The following is a 21,022-nucleotide window of genomic DNA, read 5'->3' as shown; positions in this document are numbered from 1 at the left end:
AATCCTGGCAGGGTCGCGCCCTATGACGGCGCGCCCCTTGATCCACTTACGCGTACAGCGGGTTGACCTTGTCGGCATCGATGCCGTACTTGGCGATGGCGTCGGCCACAACCTGCTTGTCTACCTCGCCGCGCTTGGCCAGTTCGGTCAGAGCAGCAACCACCACGTAGAACTCGTTCACTTCGAAGTGACGACGCAGGTTGGCACGGCTGTCGGAACGGCCGTAACCGTCGGTACCCAGCACGCGGTAGTTCTCGGTCGGAACAAAGGCGCGAACCTGATCGGCGAAGGACTTCATGTAGTCGGTCGCAGCGATGGTGGCTTCGGAACCCAGTACCTGAGCGATGTACGGTACGCGAGCTTCGGCTGTCGGGTGCAGCATGTTCCAGCGATCCGCATCCTGACCGTCACGGGCCAGTTCGTTGAAGGAGGTGACGCTGAACACATCGGAACCGATGCCGTACTCGCTGGCCAGGATCTGGGCAGCCTTGCGCACGTGACCCAGGATGGAACCACAACCCAGCAGCTGAACTTTCGCCTTGGCACCGGCGACGGATTCCAGCTTGTAGATACCCTTGCGGATGCCTTCCTCGGCGCCTTCCGGCATGGCCGGCATGGCGTAGTTCTCGTTCAGGGTGGTGATGTAGTAGAACACGTTCTCCGGGTTCTCACCGTACATGCGGCGCAGGCCGTCCTGTACGATCACCGCCACTTCATAGGCGTAGGACGGGTCGTAGGAGATGCAGTTCGGGATGGTGTTCGCCAGGATGTGGCTGTGACCATCTTCGTGCTGCAGACCTTCGCCGTTCAGGGTAGTACGACCGGAGGTCGCACCCAGCAGGAAGCCACGGGCTTGCTGGTCACCGGCTGCCCACGCCATGTCGCCGATCCGCTGGAAGCCGAACATGGAGTAGTAGATGTAGAACGGGATCATCGGGCAATCGTTGGTGCTGTAAGAGGTCGCAGCAGCCAGCCAGGAGGACATGGCGCCCAGCTCGTTGATACCGTCTTGCAGAACCTGACCCTGCTTGTCTTCCTTGTAGTAGGAGACGATGTCGCGGTCTTGCGGGGTGTACTGCTGACCGTGCGGGCTGTAGATACCGATCTGGCGGAACAGACCTTCCATACCGAAGGTACGGGCTTCGTCGGCCAGGATCGGAACGATACGCTTGCCGATGGACTTGTCTTTCAGCATCACGTTCAGGGAACGCACGAACGCCATGGTGGTGGAGATTTCGCGCGCCTGCTCACCCAGCAGCGGGCCGAAGGCATCCAGCGCCGGGATTTCCAGCTTGGTGGTGCTTTCGCGCAGACGGGTCGGCACATAGCCTTTCAGGGCGGTGCGACGGTCGTGCAGGTATTTGTGCTCGGCAGAACCGGCTTCGATCTTCAGGTACGGCAGATCGGCCAGCTGCTCGTCGGCCACCGGCAGGTTGAAGCGGTCACGCAGGTGACGCACCGAGCCCAGATCCATCTTCTTGACCTGGTGAGCGATGTTCTTGCCTTCAGCCGCTTCACCCATGCCGTAACCCTTGATGGTCTTGGCCAGAATAACGGTCGGCTTGCCCTTGGTCTGGGTCGCCTTGTTGAACGCGGCGAACAGTTTGCGAGGATCGTGACCACCGCGGTTCAGAGCAAAGATCTCCTCGTCGGTCATGTCTTTGACCAGCGCGGCAGTTTCCGGATAACGGTTGAAGAAGTGCTCGCGGATGTAGCCACCGTCGCGGGACTTCATGGTCTGGTAGTCACCGTCCACGGTCTCGTTCATCAGCTGGATCAGCTTGCCGGAAGTGTCTTTCTTCAGCAGCTCATCCCACTTGCGACCCCAGATCACCTTGGTCACGTCCCAACCGGCGCCAGCGAACAGGCCTTCCAGCTCGTTGATGACCTTGCCGTTACCGACAACCGGACCATCCAGACGCTGCAGGTTGCAGTTAACCACAAATACCAGGTTGTCGAGCTTTTCACGCACGGCAACAGTCAGGGCACCCTTGGCTTCCGGCTCGTCCATCTCGCCGTCCCCCAGGAAGGCGTAAACGGTCTGCTCGGAGCAATCCTTGATGCCACGGTCGGTCAGGTACTTCAGGAAGCGAGCCTGATAGATGGCGGCGATGGGGCCCAGACCCATGGATACGGTCGGGAACTGCCAGAAGTCCGGCATCAGTTTCGGGTGCGGATAGGAAGGGATACCCTTGCCGTCCACTTCCTGACGGAAGTTGTCCAGCTGCTCTTCGGTCAGACGACCTTCAGCAAAGGCGCGAGCATAGATGCCCGGGGAGATATGACCCTGGAAGTAAACCAGATCGCCACCATCCTTCTCGTTGCGAGCACGGAAGAAGTGGTTGAAGCAGACATCATAGATGGTCGCAGAAGAAGCGAAGGAAGACATGTGACCACCCAGGTCCAGGTCTTTCTTGGACGCGCGCAGCACGATCATCATGGCGTTCCAGCGGATGATGGCGCGAATGCGGCGTTCCATCTCCAGGTCACCCGGGTAGTCCGGCTCGTCGCTGGACGGGATGGTGTTGATGTAATCGCGATTTGCCTTGGCAGCCACGTCCACACCGCTTACGCGGGCTTTCTCGGCCAACTGTTCAAGGATGAACTGAGCGCGTTGCGGACCCTCTTCACGCAGCAGGGATTCCAGAGAGGCAAGCCACTCCAGCGTTTCTATCGGGTCCACATCGTTCTTCAGGATATCAGACATGGCTGGTTCCTATGTTGTTGTGATTGCACGGCATTGCACGGCGAAGGGCGCAAGCATTCGACAATAAAGCCTTGTGGGATTAGTTTTCCTGCTGACGGATCCGACGCATGGATCGCTGGATCCGGCTGTCTTCCCTCTGCATATCCAACAAGGTGTCCTCGATAAAGGCCAGATGCTCATGACAAGCTGTTCTGGCCCGCTCCGGAGCCCCCGAAAGAATAGCCTCGATCAGATTCGCGCGATGGCGACGTATCTTGGCTACCACTCCCGGGCGGCGATTCAAAATCTCGTTATTCTGCAGAATGTTCTGTTCGAGCATGGGGCTCATGGCCCGCAGCAGGTGCAGCAGCACCACGTTGTGGGACGCCTCAGCCACCGCCAGATAGAACTGGGTCACGGCTGCCGACTCGGCCACCAGCGAACCGAGTTGGCCCGCCTCTTCGATAGTGGTTTGCACCTGACGAATACGCTCGAAATCAGACCCGGTTCCCCGCAAGGCCGCGTAGTAGGCACAAATGCCTTCCAGCGCGTGGCGAAACTCCAGCAGGTCATACTGGGCTTCCGGGTGGGTACTGAGCAGTTCGAACAGAGGATCGGCGATCCCCTTGCTCAGGGCATTCTGCACATAAGTGCCGCCGCCCTGACGGCGATAAAGCAATCCGCGCGCTTCCAGTCGCTGGATGGCTTCGCGCAAGGAGGGGCGCGATACCTGAAACTGGATGGCAAGTTCCCGCTCGGGAGGCAATTTCTGCCCCGGCTGCAGGCTGCCTTCCAGAATCATCTGTTCCAGCTCGGCGACAATGGAGTCGGCCAACTTGGGTTGCGTAATCTTGCGATAGGGCATGAGGCTACTTTGTTAAATTGGTATTACCAATTTTATGGATGGGGCGAAAATTAGCAGAGGCCTTTTGAAAAGTCCACTCAAAAGATGATCTGAGTCAAGAATCAACCCCACCACTTAAGGGGTAAAGCAGGGGAAACATGATTTAGCTCATAGAAAATGGTCTGACCAATATTCTTGACCACGCTCACAAATAACATTTGCGCAACCAGAGACAAAAATGGCCTGCCAGATAGGCAAGCCATTGATTTTAAAATCCAAACTAAATTTGAATATTTACTTTAGCTGTTTAGTAATTGCCGGTAGTAATCCCACTGGAAACTGGCTCCGGGATCCGTCTTGCGCCCTGGCGCGATATCGCAATGGCCGACAATTTTTTCGTGGGTAATCGCCGGATAGCGCTCCGAGATGGCTCGGGTGAGCCCCGCCAGCGCCCGGTATTGAGCCTCGGTGTAGGGTATTTCGTCAGTCCCTTCCAGCTCGATGCCGATGGAGAAGTCATTGCATGCCTCCCTCCCCTGCCAGCTCGAGACACCTGCATGCCAGGCGCGTGCGCCGAACGGCACATACTGCACCAGCTCGCCATCACGGCGGATCAGGCAATGGGCCGAAACCCGCAACTGATGGATACCGGCAAAATAGGGGTGAGCCTCGGGGTCGAGTCGTCCCATAAAGAGATCGTCGATAAAGGGGCCACCAAACTCCCCCGGCGGCAGGCTGATGCCATGCACCACCAGCAGGGAGATATCGTCCGGGGCGGCCCGTTCGTTGTGATGGGGAGAAGGCACCCGGCGCGCCTGCTGGCACCAGCCAGCGGCATCGATAGAGAAACAAGGTTGCGAAGCGAGTTGAGTCATCGGCTACTCGAGTTGGCTGATAAATGGCGAAAAAACGAAGAGACGCGATAGGCAACCCGGCACCAACTCACTGAATCAACGGGAAATGGTATGTTAGGCTGAGTCATCTTCCGCTCGATATGGATGGGGTATGCAGCACACGGCACGCTGGATGTGGTTACTGGCCTGGCTCTCTTTGATGGGCCTGCTGACCCTCTACTTTCACTCCCGCAACCAACCAAGCGTCACCGCCAGCGGCGAGCTGTTGCTGCGAGCCGACCAGAGCGGCCACTATAGTCTGGAGGGTGCCATCAACGGCCAGCCGGTGCAACTGCTGCTCGATACCGGCGCAACCCGTATCACCATCCCGCAGCAAGTTGCCGAGCGGCTCGGCCTGACCGCTCATGGCAGCAGCCAGGTCAATACCGCCGCGGGGCAGATCCGGGTCGGCAACGGCACCATCGAAACGCTGGCGATGGGGCCATTGACCTTGTACGATCTGGCCATCTTTATCAATCCGGCGGCAGACGGTGACGAAGTGCTGGTTGGCATGAACGCCCTCGGTCGGCTGGAGCTGGTTCAAAAGGAGCGGCAACTGCTGCTCAGACCCTTGCAGGAATAAGGCATGTTTCAACAGGATGTCAGCCGCGCCGTGCGCGCCGCACTACTCGAAGATCTGGGCGATGCCCTCACCACGCTGGACCAACCGGACGCCAGCGCCGATATCACCGCCCAGCTGATCCCGGCCGACCGGATGGCCACTGCCCGGGTCATCACCCGTGAGGCCGGTGTGTTCTGCGGCCAGCCCTGGGTGGATGAAGTGTTCGTACAACTCGGCGGGGACGTGAAGGTGGAGTGGAAGGTGCAGGATGGGGAAGTGCTCTCCCCCAATCAGGAGCTTTTTCGCCTCCATGGCCCTGCCCGCCAGCTGCTGACTGGCGAGCGCAATGCGCTGAACTTTGTCCAGACCCTCTCCGGCGTCGCCACCCTCACTGCTCGCTATGTGGCTGAACTGGAGGGCACCGACTGCCGCCTGCTCGACACCCGCAAGACCATTCCTGGGCTGCGCACCGCCCAGAAGTACGCGGTCACCTGTGGCGGCGGCAAGAATCACCGCATCGGCCTCTACGACGCCTATCTCATCAAGGAGAACCACATCCTCGCCTGTGGCGGTATTGCCGAGGCGATTAATGAGGCTCGTCATCTCAATCCGGGCAAATCGGTGGAGGTGGAAGTGGAATCACTGGCAGAACTGGAGCAGGCGCTGGCGGCCAACGCCGATATCGTGATGCTGGACAACTTCGACGTGACCATGATGCGGGAAGCGGTAGCCATCAATCAGGGCCGCGCCAAGCTCGAAGTCTCCGGCAATGTGACGCTGGACACCCTAGCCGAGTTTGCCGCCACCGGTGTCGATTTTATCTCTGTCGGGGCGCTCACCAAGCATGTGCGGGCGCTCGATCTCTCCATGCGCTTTATCCAGCAATGAGATTCACCACGCAGGCCTGAGCAAATACTCGACCTAACCGGATAAACAACTTGCAAAAGGCGCCATGGGCGCCTTTTCTTTATGCAGGATCCCTCAGCAAAGGAGTGTAATGACGGACCCGCTTTCACCCGTAACAAAGAGTCATAAGAAGCCACTTATTTTATGACTCGCATCAAGTTTTTGGTAAATGACATGAAAGTGGTTAACAAAGGCAGCAATCTCTGTTGCCACCCCTGACAGCTCGGATAAGATACTGACGTTCGGATGGTTTTCTACCGACACTTCCCAGGAACCAAGGATAAAAGGATATTTCAAATGAAGAAACAATCGGGTTTTACCCTTATTGAACTGATGATCGTAGTCGCGATCGTGGCCATTCTGGCGGCGGTAGCACTGCCGGCATATCAGAACTACACCAAAAAAGCCAAGATGACAGAATTGGTGGCAGCGACTGGAGCAGTAAAACTAGCAGTAGAATTATGTGCACAAACCAAAGCAACACCAACGACTTACGGCGATGAATGCATCAAATCCACAAATGGTATTCCTGCTAACGTAACTAGTGGGGCGATTGAAATCACTACAGCCAAAGTCGATGCATCCAATGTCTCAGTGACTGCAGAAGTAGGTGCTTCTGGTGCAGCCCCGTTAAGTGCAGGCGACAGCTATGTACTCACTGGTACAGTGGATGGCAATAGTAAAGTCACTTGGAAAGCCACATGTGTTAATGGTTCGACAACTCTTGATTACTGCCCATAGTAATGACCTCTAGCCCTAATAGCGGCCTGGCGTTAAGCCTGGCCGCCTCTTCGCTGATCAGTGAAGAGGACTCCCAGCGCTATCTGAGCCAGGCCAAGGCCCAGCGCAAACCCTTTGTGACATTTCTGATAGAGAACGAGATCCTCGACAGCAAGGCGCTCGCCGATTTTTGCGAGCTGGAGTATGGGGTACCTCTGCTGGATCTTGCCGCCTTCGATTTGGCCGAGATCCCGCAGAAGTACCTCAATCAGAAGCTGATTGAGAAACACCACGTCCTGCCCATCTACACCCAGGGCCACACCCTCTATATCGCCATGTCGGACCCGACCAATGTCTCGGCATTGGAGGACTTTGGCTTCAGCTTCGGCCTTCATACCGAGGCGCTGCTGGTGGAGGAGAACAAGCTCACCGCCGCCATCGGCAAGCTGCTGGAGAGCGAAAATGACGCCCTCGGCATGGAGGATATCGACGAATCCGAGATTTCGGATCTCGAGGTCTCCGACGAGAACAGCCGGCTGGACGAGAGCGTCAATACCACCGATGACGATGCTCCCATCGTCAAGTACATCAACAAGATCCTGATGGATGCCATCAAGCGCGGCGCCTCAGACCTGCACTTCGAGCCTTATGAGTTCAAGTATCGGGTTCGCTTTCGCATAGATGGCATTCTGCATGAAATTGCCACACCGCCGGTCAACCTCTCCAACCGCTTCTCCGCTCGCCTCAAGGTCATGGCACGACTCGATATCGCCGAGCGGCGGCTGCCACAGGATGGCCGCATCAAGCTGAAGCTGTCGCGCAACAAGTCGATGGATATGCGGGTCAATACCCTGCCCACCATGTGGGGGGAGAAGATCGTTATCCGTCTGCTCGACTCCTCGGCGGCACGCCTCAATATCGAGCAACTCGGTTTTGATGACCGGCAGAAGGCGCAGTACCTGCGCGCCCTCTCGAAACCACAGGGGATGATCCTGGTGACCGGCCCCACCGGCTCTGGCAAAACGGTCTCGCTCTATACCGGCCTCAATATTCTCAACACCACCGAGGTCAATATCTCTACCGCCGAAGATCCGGTGGAGATCAATCTGCCCGGCGTCAACCAGGTGCAGGTCAACCCCAAGGCGGGGCTCACCTTCGCCAGCGCCCTGCGCTCCTTCCTGCGGCAAGATCCGGATGTGGTGATGGTGGGTGAAATTCGCGATCTCGAAACCGCCGAAATCGCCATCAAGGCGGCACAAACCGGCCACCTGGTGCTCTCCACCCTGCACACCAACTCCGCCGCCGAGACCCTGACCCGGATGATGAACATGGGGGTGCCCGCCTTCAACATCGCCTCCTCGGTGACCCTGATCATGGCCCAGCGGTTGGCCCGTAAACTGTGCGACCACTGCAAGGCGCCGGAAGTGGTGCCGGAAGCCGAACTGCTGGAGCTGGGCTTTACGCCGCAGCAGCTGGCAGCCGGGCTGCGACTGTTCAAACCGGTCGGTTGCAAGGAGTGTTCCGGCGGCTACAAGGGACGGGTCGGCATCTACGAAATCATGTTGATGTCGGAGAACATCGCCAAATTGATTATGCAGGGGGCAAACTCCCTGCAAATCGCCGCTATAGCGCAGAAAGAGGGGATGCGTACCCTGCGTACCTCGGGGCTGGAGAAGGCCCGGCTCGGGGTCACCAGTCTGGCCGAGGTCAACCGGGTCACCACCAACTGATCCATGTGACGGAACGACCAGACGGTTTGGCTGGCAGAGCGAATTCGTCGTTCACGAACAGGGAATAGATGACAGCCCGAACGACAGAATAATCAGATATTCAAATGACCGGGATGGCGCCAAGAAGGTACCCCCCACTCAATCAGTACCCCGCAGGCATCAAGCCAGTCGGGCACCTTGACCAGGCTGGTGACGTGCAGAGCCCGACTCTGACAACCAACCCCATTGCAGGATGCAAAGATGGCAACCCTAACGAAAAAGAACAATGCCCCCAAGAAAGTCTTCGCCTTCCGCTGGCACGGGGTTAATCGCAAGGGGCAGAAGGTCTCCGGCGAGCTGCAGGCTGACAGCATCAACACCGTCAAGACCGAACTGCGCAAGCAGGGGGTCAACGTCACCAAGGTGGCCAAGAAATCCCAGGGGCTTTTCTCCAAGGGCGGCGCCAAGATCAAACCGATGGATATCGCCATCGTCTCCCGCCAAATAACTACCATGCTCTCCGCCGGCGTACCACTGGTGCAGAGCCTGCAGATCATCGCCCGCAGTCACGAGAAAGCCTCGATGCGCGAGCTGATGGGGCAGATTGCCGCCGATGTGGAGACCGGTACCCCCATGTCGGAGGCGCTGCGCCGCCATCCCCTCTACTTTGACGATCTCTACTGCGATCTGGTTGAAGCCGGTGAGCAATCCGGTGCGCTGGAGACCATCTACGACCGTATCGCCACCTATCGGGAAAAGTCGGAAGCGCTCAAGTCGAAGATCAAGAAGGCGATGTTCTACCCCACCATGGTCATTCTGGTCGCCATCGTGGTGACCTCCATCCTGCTGCTGTTCGTCATTCCGCAGTTCGAGGATATCTTCAAGAGCTTTGGTGCCGAGCTGCCGGTGTTCACCCAGTTTGTTATCGGCATCTCCCGCTTTATGCAGAACTGGTGGTATGTCTTCTTTGGTGGCACGGCCCTTGGCATCTTCCTCTATGTGCGGGCCTGGCGGGCCTCCCAGAAGGTGAAAGACAATACCGACAAGTTCGTCCTCACCATTCCGGTGGTCGGGATGATCCTGCACAAGGCGGCGATGGCCCGCTTTGCCCGCACCCTGTCTACCACCTTCTCCGCCGGTATCCCGCTGGTGGATGCGCTGATTTCGGCGGCTGGCGCCTCCGGCAACTATGTCTATCGCACCGCGGTCATGGCCATCCGCAACGAGGTGGTGGCGGGCATGCAGATCAACGTGGCGATGCGCACCGTCGATCTCTTCCCCGACATGGTGATCCAGATGGTGATGATCGGTGAGGAGTCCGGCGCCATCGATGATATGCTCTCCAAGGTCGCCACCATCTTCGAACAGGAGGTGGATGACTTGGTCGATGGCCTCACCAGCCTGCTGGAACCCCTCATCATGGTGGTGCTCGGGGTGCTGGTCGGCGGCATGGTTATCGCCATGTACCTGCCCATCTTCAAGCTTGGCGACGTGGTAGGCTGATTTATCAGGGCATGGCACCACAGCCATGCCCTCCCCCTCATCCAATAACTGACGGTTGGTTATGACACTTCTTCTCGAGCTGGCTCACAGCTTGCCCTGGCTCTACTTTTCGCTGGTTTTTCTCTTCTCCCTGATGATCGGCAGCTTCCTTAACGTGGTCATCCACCGCTTGCCCATCATGTTGGAGCGGGAGTGGCAAGGGGAGTACCGCAGCTACTTCGCTCCCGATGAGGAGGCCACTGCGCCAGAGCGCTACAACCTGATGGTGCCGCGCTCCGCATGCCCTCACTGTGGCCACACCATCACTGCGCTGGAGAACATCCCGCTGCTGAGCTGGCTCTGGCTCAAAGGGCGTTGCCGCGACTGTCAGGCGCCCATCTCGGCCCGCTATCCGCTGGTAGAGCTGCTGACAGCCCTGCTCTCGGTGGCCGTAGCAATGGTCATAACCCCGGGCTGGGGCACGCTAGCCGCCCTGCTGCTGACCTGGGTGCTGGTCGCCCTCACCTTTATCGATCTCGACAAGATGTTGCTGCCCGACCAGCTCACCCTGCCACTGCTGTGGGGCGGGCTGCTGTTCAACCTGGCAGGCGGCTTCGTGCCGCTGGCGGATGCCGTGATCGGCGCCATGGCGGGCTATCTGGTGCTCTGGAGCCTCTACTGGGCTTTCAAGTTGCTCACTGGCAAGGAGGGGATGGGCTATGGCGACTTCAAGCTGCTGGCGGCGCTGGGCGCCTGGCTCGGTTGGCAAGCACTGCCCATTATTTTGCTGCTCTCATCCCTGGTCGGCGCCGTGATCGGCATCAGTCTGATCGCCTTGCAAAAACATCATCAGGGCAAGCCCATCCCCTTCGGCCCCTACCTCGCCATCGCGGGCTGGATTGCGCTGCTATGGGGCGATACCATCACCCGCTGGTATCTCTCTACCCTGCTTTGAGCAAGAGGCCCCCATGTATGTAGTTGCTATCACAGGTGGTATCGGCAGCGGCAAGACCACTATCGCCAATCAGTTTGCCGCGCTGGGTATCGAGGTGGTGGATGCCGATGTGATCGCCCGCGAAGTGGTCGAGCCGGGCACCCCAGCCCTTGCTGCCATCGCCGACCATTTTGGCCCTGATGTGATTGCTCCGAGCGGTCAACTCGACCGTCGTGCCCTGCGTGAGCGGGTCTTCAGCGACCCGCAGGCCAAGGAGTGGCTCAATGCCCTGCTCCACCCGCTGATTCGCAGTGAAATGCAGCGCCAATGTGCCGCAGCCAGTTCACCTTACTGCCTGCTGGTGGTGCCACTACTGGTGGAGAACAAACTCACCGGCCTCGCCAACCGGGTGCTGGTGATCGATGTGGATGAAGCCACCCAGATTGAGCGCACCTGTCGCCGGGATGGGGTATCGGCCGAGCAGGCCAAGGCCATTATCGCCGCCCAGGCGAGCCGGTCGGAGCGCCTTGCCGCGGCGGATGATGTCATCGAAAACCACAATGGCAGCGAAATGGCGATTAAAACGCGGATTTTGGCGCTGCACGAGACATATCTGGCAATTGCCTCTCAACAAGCCCGCCAAGTGTGAGTACACTAGGCCGGTTTATGGCTGGCCAGGATTAGGCATGATTTACGATTTCCCCCTCAATGAAAAAAGCCGGACCTATCTTCGTCTGGAGTCCCTGTTTTCCCAGATCCGCGACAATCTGGAGAGTGAACAATCCTGGGCACATATCGCCTTCTTCAAGGGGCTGTTCGATCTGCAGGAGTTGCTTGAGCGTGGTGACCTGCGCGCCGACCTCATCAAGGATCTGGAACGTCTCGGCCAGCGTCTGAGCCACTGGGCCAGCCTGCCCGATGTCGATCTGGAGCAGATCAAACTGATGCAGCAAGAGAGCAGCCAGCTCTCTCGCAACCTGCTCAACTCGCCACGCCCGGGTGCCCGCCTGAAAGAGGATCGTCTGCTCGGCTCCATCCGCCAGCGCTTCTCCATCCCGGGTGGTCTGTGTGCCTTCGATGTGCCGCAGCTGCACCACTGGCTCGGTACCCCGGCCATCACCCGTCACCAGCAGATGCAGGGCTGGCTGAGCGATATCAATCTGCTGATGAATGCCATCACTCTGCTGCTGCGCCTGTGGCGCGAATCAGGCAGCTTCAGTGAGCAGGTTGCCAGCAACGGTTTCTTCCAGGACACCGCCGAGAGCGCCGAGCTGATCCGCATCAAGCTGCCGGGCAATCTGTTCTGCTACCCGACCCTGAGCGGCCACAAGAACCGCTTCGCCCTGCGCTTTCTGCCCACCGCAGAACAGCCGATTGGCGACGTGCCGTTCCAGCTCGCCTGCTGCTAAGGAGCGCTTATGGTCACCAAGGTAACGTGTCCGACCTGCCAGAGCGAAGTGGAGTGGGGCCCGCAGAGTCCGTTCCGCCCCTTCTGCAGCAAGCGCTGCCAGCTGATCGATCTCGGCGAATGGGCCGATGAAGAGAAGCGGATCCCGGGGGAGATCAACCCAGATCTGCTGCCTGAGCCGGAAGAGGGCGAGCAGTGGCTATAAGCCTCTGGTCACTCACCTCTGCAATATGAAAAAAGGGCCGATTGGCCCTTTTTTCATACTTGTTGATTGCTACCGGCTCAAGCCAGCAGGCCCTGTAGGCGCGCTACAATCGGGCCATTGGCATCGGGGAAGTGGTAGTTGTTCAGCTCGGCCACCGGCACCCACAGGCACTCCTGCCCCTCCTTGCCGAACGGCTCGCCGCTGAAACGGGTCACCTTCCAGATATCCAGCAATACCTGCTTCTCGGGGTAGTCGTGCTGCAGTTCCATGAAGGGGGCACAATCCAATACCCGGATGCCGATCTCTTCCCACAGCTCCCGATCCAGCGCGGTGAGCAGATCCTCACCGGACTCCACCTTGCCGCCGGGAAACTCCCAGCGATCCCCCTGATGGCGATCGGAGGAGCGTCTGGCGATGAAGATATCGCCCCGTTCATTCTCGATGACGCCAACCGCCACCCAGATCCGTTTTTTCTGTTCCATCAATTACCTCTGTTCGCTTGTTGCCACCAATAACAAGGCGGGCACTTGGCCCGCCTGTTATGGCATAGCGTCGATCAGGTCAACTGACCGTGGCAGTGCTTGTACTTCTTGCCGGAGCCGCACGGGCAGGGATCGTTGCGACCAACTTTCTGCTCGTCGCGCACGAAGGTGGTGTGGCCCTCTTCGCCTGCGGCCTGTTCATCGGCCAGCTGGCTCTCGGCAGCGGCGTGGGTATAGGTGCGGGGAGCGGCTTCCGCCTGCTGGCGCTGCTGCTCTTCCATCGCTTCCACATCGCGCTCCTGCACCTGAACACGGCTCAGGATGCTGACCACGTCGCGCTTGAGGGTTTCCAGCATCTGGGTGAACAGATCGAAGGATTCGCGCTTGTACTCCTGCTTGGGGTTCTTCTGGGCGTAACCGCGCAGATGGATGCCCTGACGCAGGTGATCCATGGCCGCCAGATGCTCTTTCCACAGACCATCCAGAGTTTGCAGCATCACCGCTTTCTCAAAGTTGCGCAGCACCTCTTTGCCGACCAGCTCTTCCTTGTGGGCATAGAGCTTGGTGGCTTCGTCCAGAATGCGCTCGCGCAGCTTCTCTTCATACAGCTTGTCATCTTCCGCCAGCCACTGTTGCAGCGGCAGATCCAGCGCGAAGTCGGCCTTCAGGCGTGCTTCCAGACCCGGCACATCCCACATCTCTTCCAGAGACTGGGGCGGGATGTACTCGTCGATCACCGCGCCGTAGACGTCGTCACGGATAACGTGGATGGTCTCGGAAATGTCGTTGGTATCCAGCAGCTCATTGCGCTGCTCGTAGACCACCTTGCGCTGATCGTTGGCAACGTCATCAAACTCCAGCAAGCTCTTGCGGATGTCAAAGTTGCGACCTTCCACCTTGCGTTGGGCGTTTTCGATCGCCTTGGTGACCCACGGGTGCTCGATGGCTTCGCCCTCTTCCATGCCCAGTTTCTTCATCATGCCGGTCACACGATCGGAGGCGAAGATCCGCATCAGGGTATCTTCCATGGAGAGGTAGAAGCGGGAAGAGCCCGGGTCACCCTGACGACCGGAACGGCCGCGCAGCTGGTTGTCGATACGGCGGGACTCGTGACGCTCGGTACCGATAATGTGCAGACCACCGGCGGCCAGCACCGCATCGTGACGCACCTGCCAGGCGGCTTTCAGCTCGGCAATCTGCTCGCTGGTCGGGTTCTCCAGCTTGGCAATCTCTGCCTGCCAGTTACCGCCCAACACGATGTCGGTACCACGACCGGCCATGTTGGTCGCGATAGTCACCGCACCTGTCTGACCAGCCTGGGCAACGATCTCCGCTTCCATGGCGTGGAACTTGGCGTTCAGCACCTTGTGCGGGATCTTCTCCTTGGTCAGGATGCCGGAGAGCAGCTCGGAGTTCTCGATAGAGACAGTACCAACCAGTACAGGCTGGCCCTTGGCCACGCACTGACGGATATCTTCGATGATGGCGGCATACTTCTCGTTGGCGGTCAGGTAGACCAGATCGCCCATGTCCTTGCGCACCATCGGCTTGTTGGTCGGGATAACCACGGTATCCAGGCCATAAATCTGCTGGAATTCAAAAGCTTCGGTATCCGCAGTACCAGTCATCCCCGCCAGCTTGTTGTAGAGACGGAAGTAGTTCTGGAAGGTGATGGAGGCCAGCGTCTGGTTCTCGTTCTGGATCTTCACCCCTTCCTTCGCTTCAACGGCCTGATGCAGACCATCGGACCAGCGACGACCCGGCATGGTACGGCCGGTATGCTCGTCAACGATGACGATTTCGTCCTTCTGAACGATATAGTCAACGTTGCGTTCGAACAGGGTATGAGCACGCAGACCAGCGTTCACGTGGTGCAACAGACTGATGTTGGAGGCGGAGAACAGGGAATCGTTCTCATCCAGCAGCCCCTCTTTCTTGAGCAGCTCTTCCACGAAGATCTGGCCGTTTTCGGTCAGCAGGGCCTGACGGTTCTTCTCGTCTACCGTGTAGTGACCGTCACCGGTGTACTCCTCGGTATCTTCCTTGTCCTGCTTGACCAGCAGCGGGATCAGCTTGTTGACGCGGATATAGAGCTCTGAGCTGTCTTCGGCCGGACCGGAGATGATCAGCGGAGTCCGGGCTTCATCGATAAGCACCGAGTCCACCTCATCCACCAGCGCGTAGTTGAGCGGACGCTGTACGCGCTGCTCCGGCGAGAACGCCATGTTGTCGCGCAGGTAGTCGAAACCGAATTCGTTGTTGGTACCGTAGGTGATGTCTGCGGCATAGGCGTCACGCTTCTGGGACGCATCCATGCCGGGCACGTTGCAGTCGACGGTCATGCCGAGGAAGGCAAACAGCGGGCGGTTTGCCTCAGCGTCACGTTTGGCCAGATAGTCGTTCACCGTCACCACGTGCACACCACGGCCACTCAGGGCGTTCAGGTAAGCTGGCAGAGTCGCAGTAAGAGTCTTACCTTCACCGGTTTTCATTTCCGCGATGCGGTTGGAGTTCAGCACCATGCCGCCGATCAGCTGCACGTCGAAGTGGCGCATGCCAAACACCCGCTTGGAGGCTTCACGCACGGTCGCGAACGCTTCCGGCAGCAACTGCTCCAGGGTCTCACCCTGCTCGATACGCTGACGATATTCAGCCGTTTTGGCCTGCAACTCGGCATCAGAAAGAGCCTCGAACTGCGGCTCCATGGCATTGATCTGTTTTACAATTTTGCGCAAAGCCTTGAGCGTTCTGTCGTTCCGGCTGCCGATAATCTTGGTAAGCAGTGTGCTAATCATGGGTACCAACTATTTCTGGTTATAAAAGCGTTCCGTCACTGGAACCTGAAGAAAAAAACCTAACCCCGTCTGGCACTGAGAAAGCGTGCGGGGTTGACCTGACGACCATCTTTCAACACTTCGTAATGCAAATGGACCCCGGTCGCGCGACCGGTGCGTCCCATCAAGGCAATCTTCTGACCCTGCTCAACCAGGGTACCCACCTCAACCAGCAACTTGGAGTTGTGGGCATAGCGGGTGACCAGGCCATTGCCGTGATTAATCTCCACCATATTGCCAAATTCCGGATGACGGCCCGCCCAGCTGACAATGCCGGGCCCGGTGGCCAGAATCGGGGTTCCGGGTTTGCCACGGAAATCGACCCCTTTGTGCATCTTGGCACGCCCGTTGAACGGATCGACCCGTCCACCAAACCCGGACGAGACCCAAACTCGCTCCTGTTTGACTGGCGTGCCGGAAATAAAACCGGCATCGGTGATATGGTGATTCATGATGAAAGATTCAAGTACCGACAGCTGCTCTTCGCGGCTGCTGAGCTGCTGGCTGAGGTGTTTCATCGATGCTTGCAGCTCGTTGAGGCTCACTTCCAGCTCTTCATCATAAGAAGGGCCGCCCATGGGGGGCAGCTCTTTGAAATTGAACTCGTCGGGATCGAGATCGGCCTGCTCGGTCAATCGTTCGCCGAGGGCATTGAGACGGCCAAGCTGGCCCTGCATGGTGCCTACCTGAGCAGCCAGCATTGCCAACTGTTCACGGGCTTCGTCGCCACTCTGGTCGACGGACTGTTGCTCGGCAACGGCAAGCGCCACTTCCAGCGCCTCCATTTTCTGGTGCCAGCTCTGCCAGAGCCAACCACCACCAAGGGCCAACAGGGAGAAGAGAATACCGCCGACCCAGGCCAGACGTTGTTTGGGCAGGTGCAACTTGCGTCGCTGCTTGCCGTGGAGGATCAGGGTAATGCTCATAGAAATCAGTCTGCTCGGTCAGGTGCGGCCAGGAGCCTGCACGGGAAATAAAACCGGGAGATAATCGGTATTAAAGGATGGAGTAAACAAATGACGGAACGTCGGTGCGGAGAGAGGACCGACGTTCCGTTGCACAGCTATCAGGCCAGAACCAGACCGTTATCGTAGTAAGCGATAGGCGCTTTGTCGCCCTCACCCTCGAAGGTCACCAGTTCCCAAGCCTCCTGCTCGGCCAGCAAGGCACGCAGCAGCTTGTTGTTCAGGGCATGTCCGGTCTTGTAGGCACGGAACTCACCGATGATGCTGCGGTTACACATATAGAGGTCACCGATCGCGTCCAGCATCTTGTGCTTGACGAACTCGTCCTCATAACGCAAACCGTCTTCGTTCAGCACCCGATAGTCGTCCAGTACCACGGCGTTTTCCAAGCTTCCTCCCAGCGCCAGGTTCTGGGAACGCAGGTACTCGATATCACGCATGAACCCGAAGGTACGGGCACGGCTGATCTCTTTCACGAAGGAGGCACCGGAGAAGTCCAGTACGCAACGCTGATTGCGCCCTTCAAAAACCGGATGCTGGAAATCGATCTCGAGATCCATCTTGAAGCCGTTGCGATAGGGGTGGAATTCCGCCCACTTGTCGCCGTCTTCAACCCGGATGCTCTTCTTGATCCGCACAAACTGCTTGGCAGCATTCTGCTCACGGATCCCGACTTCCTGCAGCAGGTAGATAAAGGGATGCGCACTGCCGTCCATCACCGGGATCTCGGGCGCGTCAACCTCGACATAGAGGTTGTCGATCCCCATCCCGGCCAGCGCGGCGGAGAGGTGCTCAATGGTAGAGACACGGACACCGGCTTCGTTGACCAGAGCGGTACAGAGCACGGTATCTCGCACCTGATCGGCATTGGCTGGCAGCTCCACCACAGGATTCAGGTCGGTACGCAAGTAAACGATCCCTGTGTTCACAGGCGCCGGACGGAACGTCATGGTGACTTTCCGGCCCGAATGCAGGCCGACACCAGTCGCCTGTACACTCGTTTTCAAGGTTCTTTGTCTAATCATGGGTGTACCCTAAACAGCTTAAAATCCGGACCAGATGGTCGTTGGCAGGCCATCTTAGCACATTCCTTGAACAACAAACAAACGAGACCCATAAGAGGCTTAGTCAGCTTGCTTGCGCAGGAACGCCGGAATATCCAGGTAATCCGGTTCACGACGAGCTTGCGGCTCAGCGTTGACCACCTTGGCCGGGGCTTCGTCCATCACGCGGCCTTGCATCATGTCGCTAACCAACGGCTGACGCACCGGGCGCTCTTGCACCTGACTGCTCTTGACTAGCGTGATGTCGGGCTTGCGCTCGGCACCGATACCGGTAGCAACCACGGTCACACGCAGTTCGTCGTGCATTTCCGGATCGATTACGGTACCCACAACTACAGTGGCGTTCTCGGAAGCGAAGGCCTTGACCGCGTTACCCACGGTTTCGAACTCTTCAATGGTCATGTCCATACCGGCGGTGATGTTGACCAGGATGCCACGGGCACCAGCCAGATCCACGTCTTCCAGCAGCGGGCTGGAGATGGCTTTCTCGGCCGCTTCTTCGGCACGGTCATCACCGGAGGCGGAACCGGTACCCATCATGGCGGTACCCATTTCACGCATCACGGTACGCACGTCCGCGAAGTCGACGTTGATCAAGCCCGGACGGGTGATCAGCTCGGCAATGCCCTGTACCGCGCCAAGCAGTACATCGTTGGCCGCCTTGAAGGCATCCAGCAGGGAGATACCGCGACCCAGCACCTTCAGCAACTTGTCGTTGGGGATGGTGATCAGGGAGTCGACGTTCTTGGAGAGCTCTTCGATACCGTGGGCGGCGAAGCCCATCCGCTTCTTCCCTTCGAAGGAGAACGGCTTGGTCACCACAGCAACGGTCAGAATGCCCATCTCGCGCGCCACCTCGGCCACGATCGGCGCAGCACCGGTACCGGTACCACCACCCATACCGGCGGCGATGAACACCATGTCGGAACCGGTCAGCAACTCACGCAGTGCTTCGCGATCTTCCATGGCCGCATCACGACCCACTTCCGGATTGGCGCCGGCACCTAGACCCTTGGTGATGCCACCGCCGATCTGCAGGGTAGTGTTGGCGCTGGAGTTACGCAGTGCCTGGGCGTCGGTGTTGACGGTAATAAACTCAACACCCTCAATATTTTGACGAACCATGTGCTCGACAGCGTTACCGCCGCCGCCACCTACACCGATCACTTTAATGACGGCTTCGTCAGTGTGGCTATCCATAAATTCAAACATGTTGTCTCTCCGCTTTATTTGCCTGACTCAGCAAAATTCTTAGAACTCGCCACGCAGCCAGTTGCTAACCCGTTTGACCAGGCCACCGACGCTTGCCTTGGCGGCATATTCTTTATTGCTACCTGTGGCTTGATGGGTGCGGCCATATTGCAGCAACCCGACCGCAGTCGAGTACACCGGTGCCTGCACGTAATCACTCAAACCACGTATGTTCATGGGCTCTCCCACCCGGACCTGGCTCTGGAAGATCTGCTCTGCACACTCCACAATGCCTTCAATCTGGGCAGCGCCGCCGGTCAAGACCACACCGGCTGCCAGCTGATGCTTGACCCCCTGCGCTTTCAACTCGCTTTGTACCCGCACCAGCTCATCATTCACCATGGAGAGCAACTCGGTGTAACGGGGCTCAATCACTTCAGCCAGTGTCTGCCGTTGCAGGCTGCGCGCCGGGCGACCGCCGACACTGGGTACTTCAATATTGTCTTCCTTGCTGACCAGACGACCGAGGGCGCAACCGTAGCGCACCTTGATCGCTTCCGCGTCGAGCGGCGGCGTGCCGAAGGCGTAGGCGATGTCGCTGGTCACAGTGCTGCCAGCATACGGGATCACCTTGGTGTGGCGCAGGGCACCGCCGGTAAACAGCGACATGTCCATGGTGCCGCCACCGATGTCCACCACGCAGACCCCCAGCTCTTTCTCGTCTTCGGTCAACACGGCATAGCTGGAGGCCAGCGCGGAGAAGATCAGTTGATCGACTCGCAAACCCACTTTCTCGACACACTTCTCGATGTTGCGAGCCATGTCGTTGTGGCAGGTGATCAGGTGAACCTTGGCTGCCATCCGCACACCGGAGAGGCCAACCGGATTCTTGATCCCTTCCTGATAATCGATGGCAAACTCCTGAGGCAGCACATGCAGCACGCGCAGCTCGTCGGAGAGGCGAACCGACTTGGCGGTGTGGATCACGTTGTCCACATCCTCCTGGGTCACCTCTTCATCGGAAATGGGCACCATACCGGTCTCGTTTCGGCAATCAATATGCTTGCCGGACAACCCCAGATAGACCGAGCTGATCTGGCAATCTGCCATCATCTCGGCCTCTTCCACCGCGCGGCGCAGTGACTTGACCACGGAGTCGAGGTCATTGACCCCGCCCTTCTCCATTCCGCGAGAAGCGTGACTGCCCATACCGATGACGTTCAGTTCACCGTCCGGCAATACTTCCCCGACCAGAACCGCCACCTTGGTTGTGCCGATATCCAGTCCGACAATCAAATTCCTATCTGCGGTGTTGGTCATGCACTTTCTCTTCGCTCTTCTTCCAGCCAACTGCCATTCCGGTGTCGTATCGAAGATCCACGTAGGCGACTTGCGCACGGGGTTCGATAACCGGGAAGGCATCGATAAACCGCTGCAACCGGAGCGCAATGTCATTGCGTCCCAGGAACAGCTTGATATTGCCATCCAGGGTCAGTTCCCAGGCATGGCGGGGGGTCAGATTCACCCCCAGCAACTTGTATCCCTTGGCAGCCAGTTGCGACTCGTACTGCCGACTCTCTTTCAACACCCGGGCGGCCTGGTCATCCGGCCCTGACAGCTGCAACAGCGGCGTCTTGACCCGATCCGGGGCACTGAATACCTTGCCCTTGGTGTTGACGAAGCGGTTGCCATTCCAGCGCGCCGCCACATCTTGTTCCGTGAGGTAGATCTTGATCTTGTTCGGCCACTTCTTTCGTACCGAGACCGAGGCCACCCATGGCAAGGCATTGAGCCTTGCCTGCAATTCGTTGACGTCCAATTCGAAGAAGTTGCGCAGCTCGGCGCCATCCAGCACGGCCATCCGCAGCTCTTCGGTTTGCAAATACTGGTGTTGCCCCTGCAGCAACAGCTCGCTCATGGGCAACCGGTTGGCATCTGTCAGCCAACCTTTAACATCCAGCGCCGTCCGGTAGCAGCCCCATATCACCAGCAGGAAAAATGCTACTCCTGCGATGAAGCCACCCTTGGTGCGCCCCTGTGCCCTTGCCTCCACCCGATCGATCCCCGTGTAACGCGCTAAACCGGCCTTTGACAGACCGGTTCGCCATTATATAGGCCCCGGCTTGGCGGTCAAAAT

At 58.4% G+C, this 21,022-nt stretch carries 19 protein-coding genes; 9 read left to right on the top strand and 10 right to left on the bottom strand.

All coding sequences use genetic code 11. The features are described 5' to 3' along the window. Positions 1 to 46: 46 nt before the first annotated feature. The 3 genes from aceE to ampD form a co-directional block, all read right to left on the bottom strand. Positions 47 to 2,707, bottom strand: a complete 2,661-nt coding sequence (aceE, locus tag I6L49_RS17925) for a pyruvate dehydrogenase (acetyl-transferring), homodimeric type (RefSeq protein ID WP_216950050.1) — start codon at positions 2,705 to 2,707, stop codon at positions 47 to 49. Between the two features lie 79 nt (positions 2,708 to 2,786). Next, the gene (gene pdhR, locus I6L49_RS17920) at positions 2,787 to 3,551 is read right to left on the bottom strand and encodes a pyruvate dehydrogenase complex transcriptional repressor PdhR (protein ID WP_005336127.1); all 765 of its coding nucleotides are present in this window, start codon (positions 3,549 to 3,551) and stop codon (positions 2,787 to 2,789) included. A 278-nt stretch (positions 3,552 to 3,829) separates the two neighbouring features. Then, on the bottom strand, positions 3,830 to 4,405 hold the full coding sequence (gene ampD / locus I6L49_RS17915; protein WP_069554218.1) for a 1,6-anhydro-N-acetylmuramyl-L-alanine amidase AmpD: 576 nt from the start codon (positions 4,403 to 4,405) through the stop codon (positions 3,830 to 3,832). Between the two features lie 130 nt (positions 4,406 to 4,535). Between ampD and I6L49_RS17910 the strand changes: the two genes are divergently transcribed. The 9 genes from I6L49_RS17910 to yacG all read left to right on the top strand — a co-directional run bounded on the left by I6L49_RS17910 (position 4,536) and on the right by yacG (position 12,349). Next, positions 4,536 to 5,006, top strand: coding sequence for a TIGR02281 family clan AA aspartic protease (locus tag I6L49_RS17910; protein ID WP_216950049.1), 471 nt, complete (start codon positions 4,536 to 4,538; stop codon positions 5,004 to 5,006). A gap of 3 nt (positions 5,007 to 5,009) precedes the next feature. Beyond that, the gene (gene nadC / locus I6L49_RS17905) at positions 5,010 to 5,873 is read left to right on the top strand and encodes a carboxylating nicotinate-nucleotide diphosphorylase (RefSeq protein ID WP_216950048.1); all 864 of its coding nucleotides are present in this window, start codon (positions 5,010 to 5,012) and stop codon (positions 5,871 to 5,873) included. Positions 5,874 to 6,188: 315 nt separating this feature from the next. Further along, on the top strand, positions 6,189 to 6,632 hold the full coding sequence (locus I6L49_RS17900) for a prepilin-type N-terminal cleavage/methylation domain-containing protein (RefSeq protein WP_216950047.1): 444 nt from the start codon (positions 6,189 to 6,191) through the stop codon (positions 6,630 to 6,632). Between the two features lie 2 nt (positions 6,633 to 6,634). Beyond that, entirely contained in the window at positions 6,635 to 8,341 is a 1,707-nt protein-coding gene (gene tapB, locus I6L49_RS17895) for a PilB family type IVa pilus assembly ATPase TapB (RefSeq protein ID WP_005356616.1), read from the top strand. A gap of 240 nt (positions 8,342 to 8,581) precedes the next feature. Continuing rightward, positions 8,582 to 9,823 (top strand): type II secretion system F family protein, encoded by a 1,242-nt coding sequence (locus tag I6L49_RS17890; RefSeq protein WP_005336136.1) that lies wholly within the window; start codon positions 8,582 to 8,584, stop codon positions 9,821 to 9,823. A gap of 61 nt (positions 9,824 to 9,884) precedes the next feature. Further along, the gene (locus I6L49_RS17885; protein WP_216950046.1) at positions 9,885 to 10,757 is read left to right on the top strand and encodes an A24 family peptidase; all 873 of its coding nucleotides are present in this window, start codon (positions 9,885 to 9,887) and stop codon (positions 10,755 to 10,757) included. Positions 10,758 to 10,770: 13 nt separating this feature from the next. Beyond that, on the top strand, positions 10,771 to 11,385 hold the full coding sequence (gene coaE / locus I6L49_RS17880; protein WP_019444785.1) for a dephospho-CoA kinase: 615 nt from the start codon (positions 10,771 to 10,773) through the stop codon (positions 11,383 to 11,385). A 37-nt stretch (positions 11,386 to 11,422) separates the two neighbouring features. After that, positions 11,423 to 12,145, top strand: a complete 723-nt coding sequence (zapD, locus tag I6L49_RS17875; protein WP_005336141.1) for a cell division protein ZapD — start codon at positions 11,423 to 11,425, stop codon at positions 12,143 to 12,145. 9 nt (positions 12,146 to 12,154) lie between these two features. Then, complete coding sequence (gene yacG / locus I6L49_RS17870) at positions 12,155 to 12,349, top strand: DNA gyrase inhibitor YacG (RefSeq protein WP_216950045.1); 195 nt, start codon at positions 12,155 to 12,157, stop codon at positions 12,347 to 12,349. A gap of 77 nt (positions 12,350 to 12,426) precedes the next feature. Here the strand turns inward: yacG and mutT are convergent, their stop codons facing one another. The 7 genes from mutT to I6L49_RS17835 all read right to left on the bottom strand — a co-directional run bounded on the left by mutT (position 12,427) and on the right by I6L49_RS17835 (position 20,938). Then, on the bottom strand, positions 12,427 to 12,831 hold the full coding sequence (mutT, locus tag I6L49_RS17865; protein ID WP_042053534.1) for an 8-oxo-dGTP diphosphatase MutT: 405 nt from the start codon (positions 12,829 to 12,831) through the stop codon (positions 12,427 to 12,429). A gap of 74 nt (positions 12,832 to 12,905) precedes the next feature. Next, entirely contained in the window at positions 12,906 to 15,626 is a 2,721-nt protein-coding gene (gene secA, locus I6L49_RS17860) for a preprotein translocase subunit SecA (protein ID WP_005336144.1), read from the bottom strand. A gap of 59 nt (positions 15,627 to 15,685) precedes the next feature. After that, on the bottom strand, positions 15,686 to 16,591 hold the full coding sequence (locus tag I6L49_RS17855) for a M23 family metallopeptidase (protein WP_216950044.1): 906 nt from the start codon (positions 16,589 to 16,591) through the stop codon (positions 15,686 to 15,688). 140 nt (positions 16,592 to 16,731) lie between these two features. Next, a complete protein-coding gene (gene lpxC / locus I6L49_RS17850; protein WP_005336146.1) occupies positions 16,732 to 17,655 on the bottom strand; it encodes a UDP-3-O-acyl-N-acetylglucosamine deacetylase in 924 nt (307 codons plus the stop codon). Positions 17,656 to 17,754: 99 nt separating this feature from the next. Beyond that, positions 17,755 to 18,906: a cell division protein FtsZ gene (gene ftsZ / locus I6L49_RS17845; RefSeq protein ID WP_005336147.1), complete on the bottom strand. Its 1,152-nt coding sequence runs from the start codon at positions 18,904 to 18,906 to the stop codon at positions 17,755 to 17,757. Between the two features lie 39 nt (positions 18,907 to 18,945). Beyond that, the gene (ftsA, locus tag I6L49_RS17840; RefSeq protein WP_005336148.1) at positions 18,946 to 20,205 is read right to left on the bottom strand and encodes a cell division protein FtsA; all 1,260 of its coding nucleotides are present in this window, start codon (positions 20,203 to 20,205) and stop codon (positions 18,946 to 18,948) included. Next, positions 20,186 to 20,938, bottom strand: a complete 753-nt coding sequence (locus I6L49_RS17835; protein WP_005336149.1) for a cell division protein FtsQ/DivIB — start codon at positions 20,936 to 20,938, stop codon at positions 20,186 to 20,188. Before I6L49_RS17835 ends, ftsA begins: the two co-directional genes overlap by 20 nt. Positions 20,939 to 21,022: the final 84 nt, after the last annotated feature.

Source organism: Aeromonas sp. FDAARGOS 1419 (genome assembly GCF_019047045.1).
GTDB classification, from domain to species: Bacteria; Pseudomonadota; Gammaproteobacteria; order Enterobacterales; family Aeromonadaceae; genus Aeromonas; species Aeromonas veronii.
Note: the sequence above shows the minus strand (reverse complement) of the source record. Positions and strands in the feature narration are given on the sequence as shown.